We start from the raw sequence: 23,502 nt of genomic DNA on the forward strand, positions 1-23,502 counted from the left end.
GCTCAAAAGTTAGACTAGATTGGTTACTTGCTAATCTGTGCCCGTCTGCTATGGGCCCATGTCCCTAGTTATAAAGGGCTGGCGCAGGTTACTCAACGACTTCTGGGTAATCAATAAAAGGATGTAGAAGTATGGCAACCGGCACAGTTAAGTGGTTTAACAACGCAAAAGGATTTGGGTTTATCTGTCCGGAAGGGGGCGGTGAGGATATATTCGCTCACTACTCCACGATTCAAATGGAGGGCTACAAGACCCTGAAAGCGGGTCAGGCTGTCAATTTTGAACTGCAACAGGGGCCAAAAGGAAATCACGCCTCTGTGATTGTGCCAAACGAAGCACAAAATATGTAAATAACACCCGTTGGATAAATAAAAAACCGGTTCCTCTCTGAGCAACCGGTTTTTTATTGTCAGATTTCTGGAGAACCCTGCCTCCTCACGGGATCACAGGGTTATCAACAGCCATGATCAGTCGTGATATTCACTACAGGCGATCAGGGTATTTTCCATCAGGCTGGCGACCGTCATCGGGCCCACGCCACCGGGTACCGGAGTAATGAAAGAGGCATGGCTGCGCGCCGTCTCAAACTCCACATCCCCAACCAGCGAGCCATCAGCCAGGCGATTGATACCCACATCAATTACCAGTGCTCCCGGTTTGATCCACTCGCCAAGTATGAAGTTGGGCTTGCCGACCGCAACAACCAGCAGATCGGCACGGCGTACCTGATCTTCCAGATCCCGGGTAAAGCGGTGACAGGTCGTAGTTGTGCAGCCTGCCAGCAGCAATTCGAGAGTCATGGGACGCCCCACTATGTTGGACGCTCCCACCACGACCGCATGCAGACCATGTGTCTTCACGCCGGTGGTCTCGATCAGTGTCATGATCCCTTTCGGAGTGCAGGGGCGCAGCGCCGGAATACGTTGGGCCAGACGACCGACGTTATACGGGTGAAATCCATCTACATCCTTGTCAGGCTGGATCCGCTCCAGCACCTGAGTGGTATCAAAGTGATCCGGCAACGGCAGCTGAACCAGAATGCCATCTACGTGGCTATCCGCATTCAACTGGTCGATCAGCGCCAGCAGCTCTTCCTGACTGGCGGTTGCACTCAGATCATAGGAGCGGGAGAGAAAACCCACCTCCTCGCACGCCCGACGTTTGCTGCCGACATAGACCTGAGAGGCTGGATCCGCCCCCACCAGAATGACTGCCAGCCCAGGAGCCCGTTTCCCTGCCGCCAACCGCTGTTGGACTTGCGCCGCGACCTGGCTGCGAATCGTTTGCGCAACCTGTTTTCCATCTATGATTTTGGCAGACATCGTTCTCCACTCACCATGTGTTCAACTGCCGCGCATTGTCGCATTTTTTTAGCCGGGATGTTAGCGGCAGACGCACGCCAGACCTGTAGCGGGCAATAAGTAGGCACTTGAATTTACTGGGGGAAAAAGTCGTTGACGCTGGCCCTTACGCTTGGCTATGATGCCCGCCCGTTGCCCAGTACGACTCATGTCGATATGCTGGTCAGGGATTTTCGGTGATTAGCGCAGTCCGGTAGCGCATCTGGTTTGGGACCAGAGGGTCAAAGGTTCGAATCCTTTATCACCGACCATGTTCATCGACTCGTCCTTAAGACGTGTTGATACAAAGCGCCCTTAGCTCAGTTGGATAGAGCAACGGCCTTCTAAGCCGTGGGTCGCAGGTTCGAATCCTGCAGGGCGCGCCATTGATGTTCCCCAATCCTTCTGGATTGGCGAGCGTTGATGAAAATTTCAGTGGTGGCTGTAGCTCAGTTGGTAGAGTCCCGGATTGTGATTCCGGTTGTCGTGGGTTCGAGCCCCATCAGCCACCCCATTATTCTGTCGATAATCGCCGTAAGGTGATGTCCATCTACTTGGTGCAGTGACCTTCTGGTCTGCTCCGCGAAAAACCGGCCTTGGCCGGTTTTTTGTTTTGCGCTCGACTGTGCCATGCCTTGTCTGCAAGGCCATCATCCTCCAGATCGATAAACGCGGCTCCGCCCATTTGTCACGATTCGCGACTCCTCATCGATACACACAGCCACTCTCCCCCACACATCAGCCTGCCCGGTTCTTTTTCTGTATTTCCCAAGCGCCATTGATATGCTGATCGCTCTTCTTCTCTCCTGCTTTCCGTTGGAGCTTTTCTATGCAACGCATTCTTTTTGTCGAAGATGATCCCGAGATTGGCCAACTCATCAGCAGTTGGCTCGGTCGCCACGATATGGACGTGATCCTCGAGCCCAGAGGGGATATGGCGCTGGCTCGGGTCGAGGCCGAACAGCCCGATCTGGTGCTGCTCGATATCATGTTGCCGGGGCAGGATGGCATGTCCCTCTGTCGGGATCTGCGGCCGCGCTTCGACGGCCCCATCGTAATGCTCACCTCGCTGGATAGCGACATGAACCAGATCCTGAGTCTGGAGCTGGGCGCCAACGACTACATCCTTAAAACCACCCCGCCCCCCGTGCTACTGGCCAGACTGAGGGTGCAGTTTCGCCAGCACCAGCAAGCATCAACCCAACCGGCCGCCACCAGCTGCGTTCCCCAGCAGCTGCAATTTGGTCGGCTGCGGGTGGATGGCCCGGGGCGAGATGTGCGGCTCGACGGCGAGAGCATTGCTCTCTCGACCGCCGACTTTGATCTGCTGTGGGAGCTCGCCTGCCACGCGGGCCAAATCTTGAGTCGGGAAGCCCTCTTTCGCAGCTTGCGCGGCCGGGAGTACGACGGTCAGGATCGCAGCATGGATGTGGCCATCTCCCGCCTGCGCCGCAAACTGAGTGATAACCCTGACAACCCGACCCGGATCAAGACGGTGCGCCAGAAAGGCTACCTCTTCGTCCCCCACGCCTGGGAATAACCCTCTTTCGGGAGCACCGCCATGCGCCGTCTCTTTATCCAGTTCTATCTGTTGCTGATCAGCTGCTTCACCCTGGCCATCCTGCTGGTGGGCGTGGTCTATCAGGTGACCGCCGAACGGGCGGGTGATCGCTATCTCGAACGCATGATGCAGGGCTCTCTTGGCCTGTTGACCGGCGAGTTGGCAAGAACCCCGCCAGAGCGCTGGACCGATCGGCTGGCCGAGCAGAGCAGCCAGTTTACCCTCCCCCTCAAGATCGGCGAGCTGGTGCACCAGCCGCTGGCCAGCGAGGATCAGGCCTTTCTGGCTGCCGGCAACATTGTCATCGTCGAGGAGGATGACACCTTCCTGCAGCGCATCCCCGAGACCGACCAGGTGCTGATTGTCGGCCCTGTACCCTACCTCTCCTACCTGCACGAGCTGCACTGGGTCGATGTGGGGCTGCTGCTGGTGATCGGCCTATCCCTCGGCCTGCCCATTCTGCTCTGGTTGCGCCCCCACTGGCAGGGATTGCAGCAGTTGGAGCAAACCGCACGTCGCGTGGGCGATGGGGATCTCTCCTGCCGAACCAATCTGCCACCGGGCAGCAGCCTGGCCCGGGTGGGACGCACCTTCGATCAAATGGCGACCCAATTGCAGGCCATGATTGCCAGCCGCAAGCAACTGACCGATGCCATCGCCCACGAGTTGCGCACCCCGCTGGTCCGGTTGCGCTATCGGCTTGCCATGCTCGATCCTGCCCCTGCCGAGCAGGAGCAGCAGGCGCTGGAGCGAGATCTGGGAGCGCTGGACGCTCTGATCGAAGAGATGCTCACCTACGCCAAGCTGGACAGGCCGGAGCTGCCGTTGCAGCGCGACGAGCTGGAGCTCAGCCACTGGGCACAAGCGCATCTCGGCGACTGGCAAGCGCTGGCCCCCGAAAAGAAGCTCACCCTCGATCTGCCACCACGTCATATGCCCTGGTGCGGCGATCAGCGTCTGCTGACGCGCGCGGTGGAGAACCTCATCGGCAATGCTCTGCGCTACGCCGAGAGCGAGGTTACCCTCTCCATCTCGCGGCTACAGGAGAACTATCTGCTAGAGGTGAGCGACGATGGACCGGGGATCGATCCGGCGCTGGCGCCCCAGATCTTTGAGCCGTTCGTGCGTCTTGATCAGAGTCGGGATCGTCGCACCGGCGGCACCGGGTTGGGACTGGCCATCGTGCGCAGCATTGCCCGTCATCACGGGGGCGATGTGGCGCTGCTGGCCAGTGACCACGGCGCCCGCTTCTGCCTCACCCTGCCTGTACATTTGGATACAAACCGTCACCAACCGCTCACTGAAGGGCCGCCGCAACCGTCATAGGATGACTGTCATGGAGAACGCTCCATAACATCAACCCGAATAAGGAAATTGAACATGAAAAAGATCATTCCTCTGACCCTGGCAGCCGTCTTCGCCCTCACTTCCGGTTTCACCATGGCGGCCACCCCGACCAAGACAGCCGCACCGCAGGCGACCCAGACCAAGGTGGTGAAAAAACACCATAAAACCACCCACGCCAAGACTCCTGCCGTCAAAGTCGCGCCGAAAACCAAGTGATCCAACCGGTCACTGGATAACACAGAGGGAGGCTGACGCCTCCCTTTCCATCTCTTCCCGAAATTTTCCTGACGAGAGCCTCCCTCGTCCAAACCGGATCCACGACCCGGCTCCCCCTTTGCGGGAAACGGTCAATGACCACAGGAACATGGCATGTGGCGTCATCTGCTTAAATGGCTAGGCCCCTTGTGCAGCTTGCTGCTGCTCGGCACCGCACTGACCGTGCTGTATCACCTGACTCAGGCATGGCACTGGCACGATATTCGTGTGACCATCTGGTCCCAACCCCTGCTGCGACTGGCGGGCGCCCTGTTGCTGACCCTGCTCAGTTATGGTTGCCTCTGCAGCTATGACATGCTGGCGCTCCATGCGCTGGGCAAGCGCCTTCCCTGGCAACAGGTCAGCATCACCTCCTTTATCGCCTACACCTTCTCCAACACCCTGGGATTTGCCCTGCTGACCGGCACCTCGGTACGCTATCGGCTCTACTCAGCTCTCGGTCTGGCGACCGGTGAGGTAGCCCGAGTGGTGCTGTTCTGCTCCATCACCTTTTTCCTCGGCCTGCTGGCGTGGGGAGGTGGCGCCCTACTGACCTGCGATGTATCACAGCTGCTGCCTAACTGGCCGCAGTGGGCAGATACCCTGCTCAGGCTGGCGGGCATGATGGCTCTGCTGTTGGTGGCCAGCTACCTCTGCTGGCCTACACACCGTCTCTCCTGGCGGAAACACACCCTGACCCTGCCGGGCTTTCGGATACGTCTGTTGCAACTGTTGGTCGCGCTGGCCGACTGGATGGCCGCCGCCGCAGTGCTGTTTGTGCTGTTGCCTGCAGATAGCGTCCCCTACCCCGTGCTGCTCAGTGCCTTCGTGCTGGCCAGCTTCCTCGGGGTGCTGGCCCACGTGCCGGGCGGGATTGGGGTGTTCGAAGCGAGCATGAGCCTGTTGCTGGCTCACTACCTGCCAGCCGACAAGCTGCTCGCCTCGCTGCTGCTCTACCGCTGCATCTATTACCTACTGCCTTTCCTCTGCGCCCTGCTGCTTTTTACCAGCCAGGAGATGTTGCAACAAAAAGCGCGCTGGCAGCGGCTACAGGGGCTGATGAGCGCAGTGCGCGAATTTCTGCCTGCCCTTATCAGCATGGGCACCTTCGCCGCCGGCAGCCTGCTGCTCTGCTCGGGGATGATCCCGACTATGCGCAGCCACATCGAAGTGTGGCTGCAGGTGTTACCGCTCCATCTGCTCGAGCTCTCCCACGTGCTCGGCAGCGTGAGCGGTATCCTCCTGATCCTGCTGGCTCGCAGCCTCTATCGCCGTCACGACGCCGCGTTTCGCATCACCCAGCTGCTGCTGGCTCTGGGGATCGCCTTCTCCCTGCTCAAGGGGGGGGACTGGGAGTCAGCCCTGCTGCTCGGCAGCTTACTGCTGATCATGACCCCCTGCCGCTCCCTCTTCTATCGCAAGGGGTCGCTGCTCTATCCCCAGTACACCCCGGGCTGGCTCATTTCGGTCGGCGCCGTGCTGCTGGGGGCGCTGTGGCTGCTGCTCTTCTCCTACCGTCAGGTGGAGTATGACCACGCCCTCTGGTTCCACTTCTCGCCCCATAGCGGGGCGGCCCGCGGCCTGCGCGCCATGGGGAGCGTGGTGGCCGTGCTGGCCTTGGCCGGGGTTGCCCAGTTGCTTGCACCGCTGCGCGTAGTCGGTGAAAAGCCGGACAAGGAGGCGCTTGCTCGCGCCCACGAACTGGTGGTGCGTGAAGGGGGGATCCAAGGCTATCTGGCCCAGTTGCAGGACAAGTCCCTACTGTTCCACCCCGCAGGCGACGCCTTCCTGATGTATGGCATCGAGGGCAGCAGCTGGATTGTGATGGGGGATCCGGTCGGTCGCCCCGAGCAGATCGAAGAGCTGCTCTGGCAATTTCGCGAGCGGTGCGACGAGCACGACGCCAATCCGGTCTTTTATCAGGTCTCGGCCCGCTATCTGCCGCTCTATCTGGAGCTGGGGCTGATCCCCTTCAAGCTTGGTGAAGAGGCGATGGTCGATCTGGCCACCTTCGATCTGGCGGGCAGCCGGCTGCGCAACCTGCGCCAGAGCCACGCCAAGGGCAAACGGGAAGGATTGACCTTCGAGGTGTTCGAGGCAAGTGCCGTGGCCCCCCTGCTGCCCAGATTGCAGACCGTCTCCGACACCTGGCTGCAGAGCAAGATGGGCAAGGAAAAGGGCTTCTCGGTCGGCCGTTTCGAGCCTGACTACCTGACCTTGAGCCCAGCTGCGCTGGTGTGGCACGAGGGACAGATCGTCGGCTTTGCCAATCTCTGGGTGAGCGATAACAAGGAGATGCTCTCCATCGATCTGATGCGCTACAGCCTGGATACCGGCACCGCCCCCATCATGGATTTTCTCTTTGTCGAACTGCTGCTGTGGGGCAAGGTGCAAGGGTACGCCAGCTTCAATCTGGGGATGGCCCCCATGTCCGGCTTCAACGATCACCCGCTCAACAGCTACTGGGCCCGCCTTGGCAATACCCTGTTTGTGCGTGGCAGCCGTTTTTACAACTTTCGGGGGCTCAGACGCTACAAGGAGAAATTTTCGCCCCGCTGGGAACCCCGCTACCTGCTCTGCAGCAGCAAGCTGGTACTGCCCAGAACCCTGACTCACCTGATCACCCTGATTAATCGCGGCCCGCTGGGGCTGATCAAGAAATAGGAGCATGGCCAATGAGAGCCCTGATATTGCTGTTACTCAGTCTCGTACTGCCCGTTGCATCTTTTGCGGCGCACGCCGCCCCGGTCAAGGATGACCTGAGCCTGATTGAGCTGCCGGTCAAGCAGCCATCCGACGCCCCCATGGTGATCTTTCTCAGCGGCGATGGTGGCTGGGCGGCTCTCGACAAGGGGCTGAGCGCCCAGTTTCAGCTGCACGACATGCCGGTCGTGGGCTGGAGCTCCCTCACCTATTACTGGAAGAAGAAAACCCCGGAGCAGGTGACCGCCGATCTGGAACGGATCCTCGATGATTACCAGACTCGCTGGCAGCGTCCCCGCTGGCTGCTGGTCGGCTTCTCGTTTGGTGCCGAGATTGTCCCCTTCGTCATCAACCGGTTGCCGGAGCACTATCGTCAGGGGCTGGTCGGGGCCGTGATGCTCTCCCCCTCCACCAGCTCGGACTTCGAGATCCACGTCAGCGACATGCTGACCCACAAGGCGCGCAGCTATCCGACCGAACCGCAGGTGAAAACCATCCGGGATCTGCCGATGGTCTGCCTGCAAGGTGCCGATGATGATGACGACGACCGCCTCTGCCCCCGTCTCAACCAACCCAACGTCACCAGCATCACCCTGCCGGGAGGACACCATTTTGACGATAACTACCCCCAGCTCTATCAGGCCATCACCAAGCATCTGAACCTGCCCCCGGATCCACTGACTGTTGAGCATTAACCCGTATCACCACGGAATGCCTTTCAAGTACCGAGCAGGGCAAATCAGCGAACAATGAAAAGGGCCTCTCTTGCGAGAGGCCCTTTTACTGAATCGGGTGGAAACTTTAAAAGGATCGACCAATGGGTTGGCCGTGGCGTCAAAGTAACCGAGGCTTTTCACTACGATTGCCCAAGAGGTTCAGCCAGATGCTGGGCGATCAACAATGAGGATTTGCAGTCCTATGCTGACAACCGCTCGGGATTGCGCCATAAAACAAAAGCCCTGATGTTTCCATCAGGGCTTTGCAATTTGGCGGTGAGGGAGGGATTCGAACCCTCGAAATCACTCACTAAATCGTTGTGAATCAACCAGTTATAGTTAAAAGCAAGTAATATCGTGCCACGATTTTGTGACAACATCAATTATATTTAATATTTCGATTCACTCCAATAAAGGTCTCCTTCTTCTGGCCATCACTGAGCATGACAGATACCGGATCCAAGACAGTTACAGACCTAGCCAGTCAAGATCACTTTCAAACAGAGCTTACAATCCACAGCATGAAGTCACGCAGTGACAGGCATAGATTCATCGTTCGTGGCGCAGTCCAAGCAATATTCATGCCGTTGATGTATGAAGCAGAGTTGGTACGGCCAGTCACATAAGGGGCGGAGCTTAAGTGCGGTGGATGCAGGAACTGAGTGCAATAAGGCTATTGGATTGATACTGCCGAAGTATAATATTTCCCTATTGCCTCTTTCATCATCAGGGGGGGATTCAATTACTGTGATCGTTAGATAATAAAACCTTATGGCTTTATTATCAGCGAAGCTTTAGTGAAAACAGACCTTGAGCACGCAGGATCACACAAGGCGAGATCATGAGAATATCTTTGTTTATTTTCATGTCTATATAGGTAATTTTACAAATTATCGGAAAATTTGACATCGCATACTCACTATTAGCCTGTATGAAATATGCACATAAATTACCCTTGCAACTCAGAAGATACATGGTTAAGTGAACATTTCAGCAACTCACGCTCTCACCCTGATTTGTCACGCTACAAACGTATAGTGCGTTTAAAAACTAGAGTTTATAATTCTGAATGTAGTGTTTAAACGATACATATGATCGAATTTTTATCTACATCAGCTAATTCGGTCGTTACACAGAAAGGTGAAGACAAAGGAATACCCCCTTCAAGCATCTGGCGAGAGCTAAATTTGCAACCAGTCAGTGGAAGAATTCTTTATTCAGCAACTCATCACGTTGATAAGAATAAACTCACTACTTCCCCCATGGAACACCATGTTCTTGTAAGTTTTTACAGATTTCTTCATTTATAACAACAAAATCCGCCCATGTTATCTGATGAGACAAATTCGCATGATAATAATCTTCAACCCTACATATCAATGGCCGAACATGATAAATGGTACAAAGATGGGTAGTGTCATCAAAATGACGACACACCCCATTTCCCGCATCCAGATAGGCGGTAACTTCACTCATGCCAACATTGCGGCAACACAGGCCACATTGATTACATGGGAAAGATTTCAACGATTTTAGCATAAGCTCTTTAGCCAACTACGGGTACTTTCGGAATTGCCAGGCTCAAATGGCAGATCAATATTTCGTTTGATAATCTCTGCATGAAGAATAAGACCACGCTCATATTCGCTATTGGTGACAGACAGTGCATCTGTGAACGCTTGTAACTCGTTAACATCCATATTGAAGTCTAGTCTTGCCAACTCGGCGAGATACATGTCCAATTTGTAATTGATTGTTTGGAATTGCTCCAGAGTTCGCTTGTAGTGGCTCTTAAATTGATTTAAGAAACTCCAAACCTTTTTCATCAATTCACTGTGATCGAGGAAGTAGGTCATACCAACGGTCATGATCCCTGTTGCCATGGCGCTCAAGAAAGCAGCTATTTCCGTGCCGAATGGAAATGTCATCACCGTGATCAGATGTTGATTTAATACTACACCGAGCGACAGTGAAACTCCCATGGAGATTAAGCGCAGCACTTCACGCGTCAGATCTCCCAACTCAAGATTTTGTGGATTGAAAAACACCAATTTGGCAACATTTACCATAGTGCCCCACATTTCACGAATAAATTTACCAAGAGTCTTACCTGTGGTAGTGAAAATATTTATAAGTGTATTTGTTATGCTGGAAAGGATGCCACCCACGGCACTGTCTTTAAAGGTGATCAGCAAGTCTTTAAATTTATCGGTTACCCGCTGCCAGATATTTTTCAGTATATTACCAATATCTGTCATGAACGATCTTAACGTGAAGTTATGTTTATTCTTATGAAAAATAACAGGAAACTGCTCTTTTAACTCGAACCATACTTCGGCCAGCACGATACCAAGCGTTTCTCTCATACCCATACGCACACCGGTGTTTATTGATGCGCACGCAGTATTAGTAAGGAATTTGCTACTGGTATAGTATGCTATATTTATGTGGTGATCATAATTTTTGCGTGCAACCTTATCTGCTGCCAGCATTTTTTGTGTATCAATGCTCTCCAGCGTAGCAATTTTTTGCTCAGCACTGTTAATTTCAGCCTCTAGCTCTCGTCTCTTATGTCGATTCTCTGGACTATCAATAGGGATCTTATCTAACCGTGCTTTAATTTTATGAATATTGTCTTTGGTTGATTCTATCTTTTGTGGGACAATTTCATTGACGAATTTTTCTACCGAGTGCTCTCGTTTGATATTATTGATGTAATAGTGTGTAGAAATGAGATTAGAATCTTGATTGGCTAGCGCGACGCCATCCACCCCTGCTAGAACTCTCCCTGCATCGTGATGTACCTCATGGGCAGAGATAACATGATCCAATTGGCGATCTTCATTCTGTCGCATAGTGTCGCCTCTATATATATCATAGAGTTGACCATCTTTATGCAAAATTTTATCCTGAGCACCACGAGCTCTGTAGTTGTCATCAGAGCGATAAATATCCTCTCTTTTAGCTTTGCTATTTTTAGAAAAAATGGTGTCGCCGTGCTCATTCTTTTTTATTGGCCGATATTCACCTTTGTTCTCATATGATATTTTAAAATCATCTGAGACATGGATATCGGTCTCCCCACGCTGCCGTTGTCTGACATTATGGATGGTATCGATGTTACCGCCTTTCTTATCTTCCAGCAGCAAAAAATCCAAACCAAAGGATGTGACTAAGCTTTTTACAACTTGCGTGTGAAGCTCAGAGGTAAAGTCAAACTCTATACTTTGTGCATTATTCATAGTCTTACCTATAGAAAAAAGCAGCGATGTAACGATAGCATCGCTGCTATTTTTAACTATTTTAAAGTTAATGCTGAATTTATTGCATCTTCATTCAATATCTGCATGCCATTGGCATCCGTATCAAATTGAGGGATATTATTTTTGTCCATGATAATCTTGCCTTTATTATCCATTTTCGGCTTGAACAGTGGAGTAGTAATAATATCAGTCAGGATAGAGGCTAACTGCATACCATTTTCAATGATTTGCAAGGCCTCTTCTTTCAGATCACCTATAGCCCCTCGGGTTATAATTTGATTGTTAATATACTTAAGCATATCAAAATATGGCGTAAACTGTTGATAGAGGTTATTAGTATGGCGATGGATTTTATCCACATAAATAGAGGTTTTTTTAAGCTGTATTTTGGCTCGCTCGAGTTTGTCCACGGCAGCATTTGCTTCATCACGAGTAGAACGAGCATCCTTTAACGCTTCTTCAGCGTGGGCGGCATAAGCCCAACCAGCAATAGCTATGATGGGGGCTGCGACCACAGACCCTAATACCATTGCGCCCCCCGCCATACCAAAACCACCGGCAGCTAGTGAACCTCCACCTATTGCTGCCATGGCAGCATTATAAGCAGCCGCACCTGAGAGAGCTGCAATCGGAGTACCGGTAGAAGCGGCCGCCAATGCCATTACTCCACCATATACGGCATATGCCGCAGCTGCACCGCCAACACCAGCACCAGCAATCTTACCTAGATATGCGGTTGTTGACATGGCTAGCTCATCTATTTTCACCAATTTATGTTTTGGTAACGTAAACTCTACGTCTTTATTATTTGCGGAATTGATTTTGGCAAGAATTTCTTTTGATAGTTTGCGAAACTCTTTAAAATCAGAGCCTATTTTTAATTGTAGAGAACCGAGCTGCTCAAGACCAGTAGTTGTTTCATTATTGATGGTATCGAACGAGCCTTTTGCTTTTTCATATTTTGAACGAGCTTCCTCGAGTATATCATTCGCTAATGATTTATCCTGATATCCATCATAACCCTTTTTTGCACCAAATCCTGCTGCTGCGATTGCAGCTGCTCCTAAGATAAATGGTAATGGCATAATATAAACTCCTTGTATTATTGATTTTCACTGGCTAGGCTGATGGCATTAGACTGATGCTCTGAGGTTGCCAAGAGTGTCCTGTTGTCGCGTCTACTATTACCAATAATGATCATGCTTTGATCACCCCTCATAAAGTCACGCACTTGATGTTCATCCGGGGGGATACAGGTACTCGACATCAGTAAAGGATGTTTTTGCTCAACAATGCCATGCCATGCTATGTTCATGTATGATTTCATTCTTTACTCGATCCGTGGATGAACCCGAGCGCACGTAGTTGGTAGAGAGCCTCATCCTGCGCACCGTTCGAGTAATCAGGCTCCTGAGTAATTCGAGCAAGCCGGTCAACCAATCTTTTACCGTTATCGTCAAGGCTAGCAGACACATCTAGCAGTGATACTGCGTAGCCTGCGTTGCAAGCGGATGCCAGCGCGGCAGCCAGCACCCCGCTGGATTTGGTCTGCGGATGTTCCTTTATAATTGCCAAAATTTCATTCAAAACTTTCATCATTATTCCTCTTACTCAGGTAATCTTGGAAAGATTCACATTCAGCGTATTCCGCATGTACGGCCCTGGGCGCGGCAAGGCAACAGGCTGGCTCTTGCCGGGTTTCCTATTGCACTCATGCTAGTAAAGCTATACCGGCGTCAAACCACGTTAGATCTGCCCCAATGAGTTCAAATTGTAACTCATTTGAGTCACAACCCTCCCGTCCGGCTTGTTGTAGCTCTGCTCCACATTGGGATGGCTACCGCACCCAACTGACAGCACTATCAGGGGATGAGTATCGCCGTAGTCATTTGGGCGCTGCTTCATGATTTTTTCAATATTACCATGGTGTTATCACCATGAACATGAGCCATATCACTACTCAAACGAATATTGTCAATGTATGACTCTGCTGTCTGGAATGGATCGAGCGGTCTGATACACCCAAACAAGGATACTGGGTGCCAATGTGGCTAATCTGCCGTTGAGTATTCAACGGCAATAAGAAAATCAGCACCGACGACCATTAGGTTGTGCAGCGTCAATTCCCAATATGCCTGCTGGGCTCTCGGTATAATGGTGATCGGAAATCTTTATGGTGTGTGATAGGTTGTTGTGATTAGGCACTGGTTAAGCCAGTCAAACCCCTCTTAATCAACCCCTGAGCCTTGCTATGACAGCGTTTGATGCAATGATGGTTAGGTGGTTAAGCACCGTTGCCGCAAAGCGTTGTGAGCATTTGAGGAGCCCATGCATATTTACTCAATGACTTTTTATATAAAAATTACTTAATCAATTAACCAAAATTCACCGAATGCCAGTAATGGCGAAGGTTTGAGGCTGGTTAAGAAGCGCGAAAACCCACTTAACCGGCGCTTAACCACTTAATCATCAGCATCCAACAGGCGGGCAGAAAAAAGCCCCACCTTATCGGCAGGGCTTGAACGTCATTTCTTGTCGATTTTGCCCATCATTTTTGGGTTAACAATGGGCAAACGGTACTGAGTTTGGTTTGAGCGCCCTTTCCTGCTCTCGATGTTTCCATCATTCGCATGCTGCCTGAGAGCTTTACCCCAGGCCCCAGCTGCGCTCAATTTCTCACCGTGCCTGGTACACAGTTCGCTTGCGATGAGCCATTCAAAATTGGAATGCTCGCTCGACAGGTAGTGATGAGCTATCAATTCATACAATGGGCCCTTGTCGGTGTGAGCATCGTTTGCCGATGCGGCCTGTGCAGCGGTCGCATCATCTAGGAACCACGACACGCCAGACTCATAAAGAGCTAGCACCTCTAGCCAGAACTGGCGCAGTTGCTCAGGATCAGTCTGGGAAAGGCGGCCCGCATTCCAGCTCCAACCCAAGATCGCATTCAAGCGATCAACATCAGCCGCTGCGGCCAGTTCGATAACCGCAAATCGGGCGCTCCCTGTTGGGTCTCTGAGGAAATCTGATCCATTAACCGTGGCAATGAATGACGTCTGGCGCTTTTTGATTGTCATGCTACGGGCATAGGGCAGGCGGAAACAGTCGCTCTCCCTGGTTAGGAACGCTTTGAGCGAGCCAGACTCATGCTTCGTCGTACTTTCCAACTCAGCCAGTTCCACAATCCACGCTGACACCGCACGGCGCACGTCATCCGGCTTGTCTGGATTAATGGAGCAATCGAGGGTCGAACCTGGCACCACGGCAGCCAAACGACTCACCCAGGCGCTTTTTCGATAGGACTGTGCCCCCGCCAGCACGGGCACCAGTTTTGAATTCCAACGTGGTTGATAGAGCGCAGCAACACACCCAACCAGCCATGCATGTAGCACCGCACTCGCATAGGCAGGATTTGCAGCATTGAGGGTAGCAATCACCGCATCGATGCGCGGTATCCCGTCCCACGGGGCTCCACGTTCGAGCCAGTGACGCACAGGGTGATAACTGTGGCGCTCACAAATCGCGATCAGGTGCTCATCAATTGCGGCATCCGGCACACCTGCCAGCTGGCAGGCATCAACCAGCGCAGATCGCTGGCCCGCCTCAGAGCCCCCCAGGCGCTCACCATCAGCCCCCGCCAGTTCCGGCTCACCCGTCATCAGGTTGTAGCGCGGCAACCATGCCTGAAATCGAATCAGGGCGCACAGATTTGCACTGGTCTTGATAGGGCGGCCAGTAGGGCCCATGTCCGGCAGAGTCAGCAGTTCACCCTGCATCACTGACCTAACAGCCTGCTGAACCTGCTCTGTGGCAACACCATCGTTCTGACCGTCATATGACGGAATATCATGCTCAACTGTTGTATTTTTATTGTTTTTCATTTTTTGTTATCCTGGGCGTTATCGCCTGATTGTTGTTATATATGAACCCTTATTATTTTCTACTTATTAATTTCATGAGCCGCTAATACATTAGCCAGCCAATTCAATTAAATCTAAAAAGTTTTTATGAATGGCATTGCGCTATAAATATGGATGACCGTCACCAATATATGTGTCAAGGTTGATCTTCCTCATACTTCGTCAGATGTCACCTTGGCACACATATGGTTCCGATGTCATTCCATATTTCCCGCTTCATGCCATCCATAAAAATGGATTCTCCACCCACTCCGTTCGCAAGCTCTCTACGGGGTTCCGGTCTCGTGCCTCGACCCATCCACATACTTACGCACTTTTGTGCGCGTAAGTATGGTTTTAAAACGCGTTCTTACGTGGTATCACGCCTCGTACTTACGTGTGTGGCAGTCGGCATTACCATGTTGTGTATTGTCAACTTCCTCCCATTTTAAAATGATTGCATTTAGATAATTCGCCCTGAGTTTTTTGACTATGATAAATCATTCCCACTGGATTCATTTTTCCCTCTGCGTATGAATGCGGCCAATCCTCTATTCCCCACAGAATTATTATTGACCTGATTTATTACTGGAGACTCAGGCTTGATATAATGTGTATTATCCGCTGATAGCTGACTGTGAGTCATACGAATTCCGCTTAAATCGGCATCAGCAGGGCAGCTAAATAACTGATCCCAATAGTGCTACACCTTCGCTGTGCCATAGCTATTCCCGGGGAAAGGAGACACGGTATCCATGAAGTGTTTCACTCGAGCCAGCAGGTTGGCCATTCCTCTGCATTGATGATTGCGTGTGATGGTTTCATGTAACTTGTGCCACAGCCGTTCGATGTGATTAACCCAAGGACTGTAAACTGGCTGGAATACCAGGCAGAACTTGGGATTCTTCTTCAACCATCGCTCGGTCTGTTTGCTTTTGTGAATGATGTAGTTATCGAGGATCAACGTGATGGTTTTGGCTCGTCGGTAGTGGCGACGCAGCTTTTCCAGCATGGCGATAAACAGGGATGAGTTTTTCTTTATCCCGCTGACGTAAAGCACTCTTCCGTTGCCTGCATGGAGAACACCTGCCAGGTAATGTTTCGCGTTCTGTCCCGGTGTGACAACCCGCTTTTGCTGCGCTCTGAACATCCAGTCGGCCCCTAATTTGGGATTGAGGTCTATATCAACTTCATCCTCATAAAACACCGGATGATCGGCATCACAGCGGGCCAGCGCCGCGTCGATATCCGCCATTTTCTCCTGATAGGCTGGGTCTTTTATCCGCAAGGTCGGCACGGGTCTTCGCCAGACAATACCCATACGAGGTAACCATCGGCGGAGTGTGGAGGCTGCCATATTGAGGCCTGTTAACCGATTGATTTTGATAGCCAATAGTTCGGTACACCAGCGGCTGCGCTGATAACCAAAATCTTGCGGAGAAAACTGCATGAGCAGCACCAGTAAGGTGACAATCTTGGCGACAGGTAAGACCGGGGCACGGCCAGCCGGTAAGGCTTCTAGCGCCCCCACACCTTCATCCCGATACCACCGAAGCCAACGGCCGATGGTCGAACGAGCAGCGCCGGTAAGGTGATGAACATCAGTGATCGTGCGGCCTTCATGTAACAGCAAGATGGCCATCAAGCGACGAGCATGCCCTTTATCACGCGTGGCATGGATGATTTTGTGAATGCGGCGCCGTTGTGGTCGTGGCAGGGGTGGTAGGATAGGCATCAACTCAGTCCTTTGGGTGTGGCTTGTTTTGTTTGGCGACTAATGAGATCGCACAAACTGGACTGAGTTCCCTTCCTCCAGAGATCTACTATTCGGAACAGCTATTTAGGCAGTCGCCCACCTCTAGCCAATTTCCTATTGCCATAACGGTCAACAGAGCCAGTGGCCTGATGGCCCATCAAATATGCAATACGTTGGCGGTCCATTCCGGAACCTTTGAGCTCAGAGCCGAGCTGGTGACGCCAGCTATAAAATGTGGGTAGAGCCCTACGCCTAGGCCATAGTTTTTTACCAGCAGCCCGCAGCCTGTCCTGCATCACACCAATGTCTACTCGTTTCGCCTGCATGACACAATATCTGAGCAGGCCAGAATCGATGCCATCCAACAGTAAAGTGCGGTCTGCCCCCCGTTGTCCGCTATGGCTTTTTTTAGCGCCCGTCACAATAAGCCGATTTCCATCCACTCTCAGACCTGAAAGCTCTGCGGGTCTAATACCTGCGTTTTTAAAAATGAGGATGGCAGAAACCATACTAATGTCACCACGCTGGTTAAAATATGATTTCAGAGCATCCTCATCTGCCTGATTGATCGCCCTCGCGCGGGGCTGTCTGGATTTTTTTGATAAATTACTACCATGTGCAGTCACAGGGTTTTTCGCCCTCCGAATACGCTCGGCAGCATCAACATAGCCCAGCATATTCTGGTGATATGCCAGAGCACATCGCAGTCTCCGCCAATACCCTGGTCGGTAATCTGGTGCACAGGCTAGCAATTCATTAGAAATATTTTTTGCCGTGAGTGGTATCGCCCTATTTTCAAGGCGTTGGTAAAAAAATTCAGCCAGCTTCGTATACTCAAACTCAGTCTTTTTGGTAGTCATATATCTCCTAGGGCTCTTTTCGGCCCCTATTTAAATCTATTATCTTAACGCAACAGTTATGAGCGCCAGCCATATAGGATAACACCTCACGTAACGTTTATCGTAAAATGATAGTGAACGGTATCACTACAATAATTGAATTATTGCATACAGTATTATATCGTGGATTTGTTGTTAGTTAAATAAAACCACTTGACCTATAAGAATATATTGTTTTTGTCTACTCCCCATCGCTGGCTCAATTTATGTATAGCTGCCATCCGCCTATCATCCATATGTAATGTAGATGAGCTATTAACGGAAATATCGTGTATTCTCGAATCACTATCGTCTATAGACGCAGTGTCTGAACCATAACACTGATGAGACTCGTCGGATTTAGCTATCGTAGCTGGTTCCAGTTTCGTAAAACCATTAAAACAGCGGTCCAGCACAGTATCCTCAACGGCATCATAATCAGGTGCATCCTCTACAATCCATTTCCCGTAGTGCCTATATATCATGGCGGTACTGGTTAGCCCCATTTTACGGGCAATCCGCTCTACAGAGACGCCCGCAGTGAGCATCTGACTCGCATAGGTGTGGCGGAATTGGCTAGGCCCTCGATAGCGTACAGCTACTCGTTCACAATAGGGCCTAAAAAATGCCCCCCGAAAATCGTCAACAGAGACATAGGGCCGATCTTCTTCCTGCGAATACGCCAATAAGGTTCTATACATCTGTAAAGATTTTTTATTGTCCGCTTGTAATACAGTAATTAACTGAGGTTGTCTTTGATGGGCATACTCAACCAGTGTTTTGGCTGCGCTCAGAGTCCAGCCACACAGTTCAATGACCCGTTTTGACTCCCTGGTTTTTGGGATTTTAAATTCCTTATCCACCAGCGCTAAATCGATAAACAGCTGCTGCTTATTCAGATCAATTGACTCGACAGTAAGAGCCATGAGTTCGCTAATTCGCAGCCCAGTACCGATTCCCAGGGTGATTAATGCCACCTCAATCGGATAATGCTCCTCGCAACTCCTCAGAGCCTGGATCTCATGCTGTAAAAATGGATCGGGATCGTTGGAAGATGTTTTACACGTTTTTATATTTTGTATCGGACTCATGGCAATCAGCCTATCGTCCACAGCCCGAGTGAATATCTGCCGCAAGATTGAGAGATAGTGATTTACAGTTTTGTTACTATATTCCTGATGCAACCTAGCCAAAAAGAGGCCCATGTCGGTTGCGGTCACATCAGAGATAATCTGCCTACCAATCCATTTATTCAGCTGTTCAGATTTGCGACGAAAAGCCTTAAATGTAGCTGGCGCATATGCCGGCTTCATAATAAGAACATTATTTTTTAGTGCCACTTCAATCGTCATTGCCATCCTGTTTTTTCTATACGCCATTAACTCCATCCTCATGTCATTTGCGGTGAGACTAACCGCATCAAAACGACATGTCAACATGCAAAATCACATTTTTTCAGGCTTGTCAATATCCATTTTTACTAATATTTCAGTGGAATTTAAGACAGGTTATTAGATATTCCTAATGTGCGTCATTCATCACCAGAAAAAACAATATAAATAGTCCAGATGAAATTATTTATATTATTTGATAATCTTATTCTGGACGGTGAGGGAGAACAAATTTAAGCGCATCAGAAAAATCTAATTGTTCTACTACAGCCTGCAAACGCTGCACTGTGGATTTTTTTCCATAATGGCGATAGGTAAAACCAATTTTGCTATGTCCTGCCAGGTCTGCGACCGCATGTTCGGGTGTATCACGCTGTTGCAGCTCATCAATAACGGTGTGACGGAACCCATAGGCGGTAGGTCGTTGCCCCGCCACAAATCCCAGTTTCCCCAGGTAGCGGGAGAAGCGACACTCGAAATTTTTGGTCCATTCGCCAAACTCCCCTGTAGCCGTACAACTGAATAGCTGCACATGGCCCTGCCTACGTCGTAATTCGACATAATGCAGGAATCCCAGCGCAATCAACCTGCTGTGGATGGGTACGAGTCGCCTGCTGTTGCCGTTTTTGATCGACTGCGCCTCTCCCTCGTCGGTAATGTTGAGGCAAGCGATATTATCCTGGGTCATCACATCACTGACACGTAGCTGACAGATCTCCGCAGGCCGTGCGCCAGTGTGTAGTAGTACCAGGGGTATCCAATAGTCATCGACGTTGCTGTAAGCGTGCTGGGTGAAGTTTACCGAGCTGAACAATGCCCTGAGCTGGGTGGGCTCCCAGCGCTGTCGTGGGGTAGGCTGCGCACATTTTATTTTGACCTGATCAAATGGATTTTTGGCCGTATATTCCATCTGCACAGCAAAATTCAGCATCTGGGTACAGGCCGCCTTGTATTCACGCACAGTCTTCAGTCCCTTACTGGTCGCCAGCTCCTGAACAAACTGATCTACATGCCTGAATTTCAAAGCCTGTACGAAGAAGCCACCACCCACAGCGTTGATAAGTGCTGTTGTACGAGTCTGGAGCTGCTGGAGCGAACGTGATGAGATTTTTTCATTCGATTTGCGCTCCAGAAACTCAGCCTGCAACTGGCCCATTGCCTTGGGCACTGTAACCGGATCAAGGTGCTGCATCGGCTCAAGAGACGGCTGTAACTGCGATGCCCTCATTGGAGAGTCGCAGCAGGATGCTGCTGACACGTCATCGGGCTGACTATAAGGAAGTGGGGACGACTGAATAAGCCCGTTAGCAGAGGAAAGCAGTTGTTGGCGTAAGCGAGCCAGATCCGGCGCGATAAGGTCTCGAAAACGGGTCGTCGGCTGATGGCTGTCAGTCCTCAAGAGAGCGGGTAATCTGCCCATCATTATCTTGATGCCATGTGCTGCAACCAGATTGCGTAGCGTGGCTTCACTGCGATCCTTGGTAAGCAGGGAGACTCTGATCTCTAGGGGGCAGCCTAACAGGCGGAGGGATTGGGGAAACGGAATGCGGGTATAGTAGTTTCCGTTTCGGTTTTTCAGCAGGTAGCTCGGCATGATCGTGACACCTCATAGTGACACTGGCCTTTTCGCTCCTCCAGAAACGAAAAAACCCCATGAAATTCATGGGGTTGATTCACACTCAATTTGGCGGTGAGGGAGGGATTCGAACCCTCGATACGTTGCCGTATACACACTTTCCAGGCGTGCTCCTTCAGCCACTCGGACACCTCACCAAATTTTTGCTCACTGCTTTATGTGCTTGAGCTGCACATTCGCTGGCGGACCATGCCGCGGCGACGGGGCGTAATGTAAGGGATACGATGGCTTTTGGTCAATGCAATTTTTTACTTTTTGCGTTCGTTTGCTCAATATCCGAACCAAGTGACCAAAAATATGCCGTTTCGTATCCCTTTCAATCAATTTACTGCCGCTTCGTGCAAATGTTCACCTTTGAGCGCCTCTTCCAGCGAGCCGTAAAATTCCAGCTTGCCGGGCTGCGGCCGCACCTTGGCACGGGCCAGGGTCTTGAGCGGTTGGAACTGCAACTCGGCCACCCGCAACTCGACACCGGCTTTAGCCATCTGCTTGCCAAAGTGGAGGAAGGCAGACAGGCCGCCCGCATCGAGGATGGAAACCGCCTCCATCTGCAACACCAGCACCTTGTGTCCTTTCACTTGTGATTCCAGCTCGGCAAAGACCCGTTCGGCCGCTGCGAAGAAGAGCGGGCCGTTGATCTTGTAGAGCAGGCCGTTGTCCGGCACCTCATGGGCATAGCGCTTGTGCTCGGCCAAATCGTGCAGTTTGGTCATCTTGGCGATTTCGCGCATAAAGAGCAGGGAAGCCAGGATCACCCCGAAAGTGATGGCGATGACCATGTCAAAAATGACGGTGAGCGACAGGCAGACCAGCAGCACCAGCACATCGGATTTGGGGGCGCGACGGATCAGCTCCACCACCTTGTGCGCTTCACTCATGTTCCAGGCCACGATGAGCAGCAAGGCAGCCATGGCCGAGAGCGGCAACCAGGAGAGCCAGGGGGCCAGCACCAGAATGGCGGCCAGCACCACCAGCGCATGAACGATCCCCGAGATGGGGGACGTAGCACCGGCGCGCACGTTGGCGGCAGAGCGGGCGATGGCGGCGGTAGCGGTAATACCGCCAAAGAAGGGGGCGAAGATATTGCCAAGCCCCTGCCCCACCAGCTCGGCGTTGGAGCTGTGCTTGCGACCGGTCATGCCATCGAGCACCACGGCGCAGAGCAGCGATTCGATCGCCCCCAGCATCGCCATGGAGAAGGCGGCAGGCAGCAGCCGCTCAACAGCCGCCAGGTTCCATTCAACTGGCAAGCCATCCGGTCCGGGCAAGGCCCAGGGCATCACCAGGGTCGGCGCGATGGGCGGGATCCCCATCCCTTGAGTGCCATCGGCCAGGGTATAGCTGAACTTGCTGCCGATGGTGGCCACATCCACCCCAAAGTAATGGAGGCCAAAACCCAGACCCACCCCGACCAGCACCGCGGGCAAGTGGCCGGGCACAGGCAGACGCAGGCGCGGCCAGAGCAGCAGCACGGCCAGTGTTGCGACCCCCACCAGGGTATCGCCCCACTGCCAGCTTGGCAGGGCGGCGGCCAGCGCTTCGACCTTGCCCAGATAGGTTTCCGGCATCTCGGGCACGCTCAGGCCGAAGAAGTCCTTGATCTGCAAGGTGGCGATCACGATGGCGATACCACCGGTAAAGCCCAGCGTCACTGACGGGGGAATGTACTCGATAAGGCGGCCAAGACGGGCCATCCCCATCGCCACCAGAAAGAGGCCGGAGATGAGCGTTGCCATCAACAGCCCACCGACCCCGAACTGCTGGGCGACCGGATAGAGGATCACTACAAAGGCAGCGGTCGGGCCGGAGATGGAGTAACGGGAACCACCGGTCACGGCGATCACGATACCGGCGATGATGGCGGTATAGAGACCGTGTTGCGGCGGTACACCGCTGGCAATGGCCAGCGCCATGGCGAGCGGGATGGCGATGATGCCCACCGTCACACCGGCGATAAGATCACGGCCGAAGCGGGCCATGCTATAGGGTTCATCAATACAGGACTGGCGTAAGGCTATGGCGAGCTTCACGCTATTTAAAGAGGCTTGCTTGTGCATGTATATCGTAATACCAGAAGAGGGAGATAAAGGCCGGAGAGATCCGGCGCCCGATCATCATCAAGGGCCGGCAGGGCTGTCGACGCGGCGATGGTATCCTGCGTAACCTTACTCCAGACGGGCCATTTTTTCGATGGGCAGGATCAATGAAACTCGCCCTTACCCATTATTTGGCTTATTTGCCGCCAAATCGCCGATCTTGACTCCAGCTCTCCCCCTTTTAGCCACAAAGATCACCATTTAAGCCCCACCGTGTTACCAGCACGTTCGCGACATCATACTGGCATCATCAGGTTGATGCGAACCGAGCCAATAACCCCTGGGCCGGTTGGGGGAGCGATGGCAAGGGACTGATTGTGCTGAAAATAAACCGCAAAGCGCAACTTTTGGGCAAACAGTCCGAAAATCCGGTTTTCAGGAAATTCGCGGGTTGACACCCGCCGCCCTGGTCATTAATATTCGCCCCGTCTTAACGAGACAGGCAATTCCTCCTTAGTTCAGTCGGTAGAACGGCGGACTGTTAATCCGTATGTCACTGGTTCAAGTCCAGTAGGAGGAGCCACTTTTCCCTCGTAGTTCAGTCGGTAGAACGGCGGACTGTTAATCCGTATGTCACAGGTTCAAGTCCTGTCGAGGGAGCCAAATTCTAAAGCCCAGCCTTTTGGCTGGGCTTTTTCGTATCTGCTGTTCGCCTCCTTCC

At 52.0% G+C, this 23,502-nt stretch carries 17 protein-coding genes and 6 tRNA genes; 11 read left to right on the forward strand and 12 right to left on the reverse strand.

What is annotated here, in order from left to right:
- Positions 1 to 131: 131 nt before the first annotated feature.
- Positions 132 to 350, forward strand: a complete 219-nt coding sequence (gene cspD, locus ACTG2J_RS12470) for a cold shock-like protein CspD (protein WP_005300025.1) — start codon at positions 132 to 134, stop codon at positions 348 to 350.
- A 117-nt stretch (positions 351 to 467) separates the two neighbouring features.
- On the opposite strand, the gene folD is transcribed toward cspD, so the two are convergent.
- The gene (gene folD / locus ACTG2J_RS12475; RefSeq protein ID WP_439988554.1) at positions 468 to 1,322 is read right to left on the reverse strand and encodes a bifunctional methylenetetrahydrofolate dehydrogenase/methenyltetrahydrofolate cyclohydrolase FolD; all 855 of its coding nucleotides are present in this window, start codon (positions 1,320 to 1,322) and stop codon (positions 468 to 470) included.
- Between the two features lie 213 nt (positions 1,323 to 1,535).
- On the opposite strand from folD, the gene ACTG2J_RS12480 reads away from it, so the two are divergent.
- From ACTG2J_RS12480 to ACTG2J_RS12515, 8 genes are all read left to right on the forward strand, one after another.
- A tRNA-Pro gene (locus ACTG2J_RS12480) sits at positions 1,536 to 1,612 on the forward strand.
- Between the two features lie 37 nt (positions 1,613 to 1,649).
- Positions 1,650 to 1,726 (forward strand) — tRNA-Arg (locus tag ACTG2J_RS12485).
- Positions 1,727 to 1,778: 52 nt separating this feature from the next.
- A tRNA-His gene (locus tag ACTG2J_RS12490) sits at positions 1,779 to 1,854 on the forward strand.
- Positions 1,855 to 2,169: 315 nt separating this feature from the next.
- Positions 2,170 to 2,880, forward strand: a complete 711-nt coding sequence (rstA, locus tag ACTG2J_RS12495; protein ID WP_439988553.1) for a two-component system response regulator RstA — start codon at positions 2,170 to 2,172, stop codon at positions 2,878 to 2,880.
- Positions 2,881 to 2,901: 21 nt separating this feature from the next.
- Complete coding sequence (gene rstB, locus ACTG2J_RS12500) at positions 2,902 to 4,227, forward strand: two-component system sensor histidine kinase RstB (RefSeq protein ID WP_439988552.1); 1,326 nt, start codon at positions 2,902 to 2,904, stop codon at positions 4,225 to 4,227.
- A gap of 54 nt (positions 4,228 to 4,281) precedes the next feature.
- Complete coding sequence (locus tag ACTG2J_RS12505) at positions 4,282 to 4,464, forward strand: hypothetical protein (protein WP_439830913.1); 183 nt, start codon at positions 4,282 to 4,284, stop codon at positions 4,462 to 4,464.
- 153 nt (positions 4,465 to 4,617) lie between these two features.
- Positions 4,618 to 7,167 (forward strand): bifunctional lysylphosphatidylglycerol flippase/synthetase MprF, encoded by a 2,550-nt coding sequence (gene mprF / locus ACTG2J_RS12510; RefSeq protein ID WP_439988551.1) that lies wholly within the window; start codon positions 4,618 to 4,620, stop codon positions 7,165 to 7,167.
- An 11-nt stretch (positions 7,168 to 7,178) separates the two neighbouring features.
- Positions 7,179 to 7,901 carry an AcvB/VirJ family lysyl-phosphatidylglycerol hydrolase gene (locus ACTG2J_RS12515; protein ID WP_439988550.1) on the forward strand — a complete coding sequence of 241 codons (723 nt, stop codon included), beginning with the start codon at positions 7,179 to 7,181 and terminating at the stop codon, positions 7,899 to 7,901.
- A 1,272-nt stretch (positions 7,902 to 9,173) separates the two neighbouring features.
- Here the strand turns inward: ACTG2J_RS12515 and ACTG2J_RS12520 are convergent.
- The 11 genes from ACTG2J_RS12520 to dauA form a co-directional block, all read right to left on the reverse strand.
- Positions 9,174 to 9,461, reverse strand: a complete 288-nt coding sequence (locus tag ACTG2J_RS12520) for a YkgJ family cysteine cluster protein (RefSeq protein WP_149153902.1) — start codon at positions 9,459 to 9,461, stop codon at positions 9,174 to 9,176.
- Positions 9,455 to 11,164, reverse strand: a complete 1,710-nt coding sequence (locus tag ACTG2J_RS12525; protein ID WP_201975651.1) for a hypothetical protein — start codon at positions 11,162 to 11,164, stop codon at positions 9,455 to 9,457. The genes ACTG2J_RS12520 and ACTG2J_RS12525 overlap by 7 nt, the downstream gene beginning before the upstream one ends.
- Positions 11,165 to 11,220: 56 nt before the next feature.
- The gene (locus ACTG2J_RS12530; protein WP_149153952.1) at positions 11,221 to 12,270 is read right to left on the reverse strand and encodes a chemotaxis protein; all 1,050 of its coding nucleotides are present in this window, start codon (positions 12,268 to 12,270) and stop codon (positions 11,221 to 11,223) included.
- Positions 12,271 to 12,508: 238 nt separating this feature from the next.
- Positions 12,509 to 12,784, reverse strand: coding sequence for a hypothetical protein (locus ACTG2J_RS12535; RefSeq protein ID WP_234923751.1), 276 nt, complete (start codon positions 12,782 to 12,784; stop codon positions 12,509 to 12,511).
- A gap of 926 nt (positions 12,785 to 13,710) precedes the next feature.
- On the reverse strand, positions 13,711 to 15,066 hold the full coding sequence (locus ACTG2J_RS12540; protein WP_102948324.1) for a VapE domain-containing protein: 1,356 nt from the start codon (positions 15,064 to 15,066) through the stop codon (positions 13,711 to 13,713).
- Positions 15,067 to 15,787: 721 nt separating this feature from the next.
- Positions 15,788 to 16,819, reverse strand: a complete 1,032-nt coding sequence (locus ACTG2J_RS12545) for an IS630 family transposase (protein ID WP_439997233.1) — start codon at positions 16,817 to 16,819, stop codon at positions 15,788 to 15,790.
- A 101-nt stretch (positions 16,820 to 16,920) separates the two neighbouring features.
- Entirely contained in the window at positions 16,921 to 17,700 is a 780-nt protein-coding gene (locus ACTG2J_RS12550; protein ID WP_439997536.1) for a site-specific integrase, read from the reverse strand.
- Positions 17,701 to 17,897: 197 nt separating this feature from the next.
- Positions 17,898 to 19,070, reverse strand: coding sequence for a tyrosine-type recombinase/integrase (locus ACTG2J_RS12555; RefSeq protein ID WP_227656665.1), 1,173 nt, complete (start codon positions 19,068 to 19,070; stop codon positions 17,898 to 17,900).
- 244 nt (positions 19,071 to 19,314) lie between these two features.
- Entirely contained in the window at positions 19,315 to 20,703 is a 1,389-nt protein-coding gene (locus ACTG2J_RS12560) for a site-specific integrase (RefSeq protein WP_102948322.1), read from the reverse strand.
- Positions 20,704 to 20,794: 91 nt separating this feature from the next.
- Positions 20,795 to 20,882: transfer RNA gene (locus tag ACTG2J_RS12565), tRNA-Ser, on the reverse strand.
- A gap of 183 nt (positions 20,883 to 21,065) precedes the next feature.
- A complete protein-coding gene (dauA, locus tag ACTG2J_RS12570) occupies positions 21,066 to 22,802 on the reverse strand; it encodes a C4-dicarboxylic acid transporter DauA (protein WP_113740740.1) in 1,737 nt (578 codons plus the stop codon).
- Between the two features lie 486 nt (positions 22,803 to 23,288).
- Here dauA and ACTG2J_RS12575 point away from each other — a divergent pair.
- Both ACTG2J_RS12575 and ACTG2J_RS12580 read left to right on the forward strand, forming a co-directional pair.
- Positions 23,289 to 23,364 (forward strand) — tRNA-Asn (locus ACTG2J_RS12575).
- 4 nt (positions 23,365 to 23,368) lie between these two features.
- Positions 23,369 to 23,444, forward strand: a tRNA-Asn gene (locus ACTG2J_RS12580).
- The last annotated feature ends 58 nt before the right edge of the window (positions 23,445 to 23,502 follow it).

This window comes from Aeromonas sp. 6P (genome assembly GCF_051919525.1).
GTDB classification, from domain to species: Bacteria; Pseudomonadota; Gammaproteobacteria; order Enterobacterales; family Aeromonadaceae; genus Aeromonas; species Aeromonas veronii.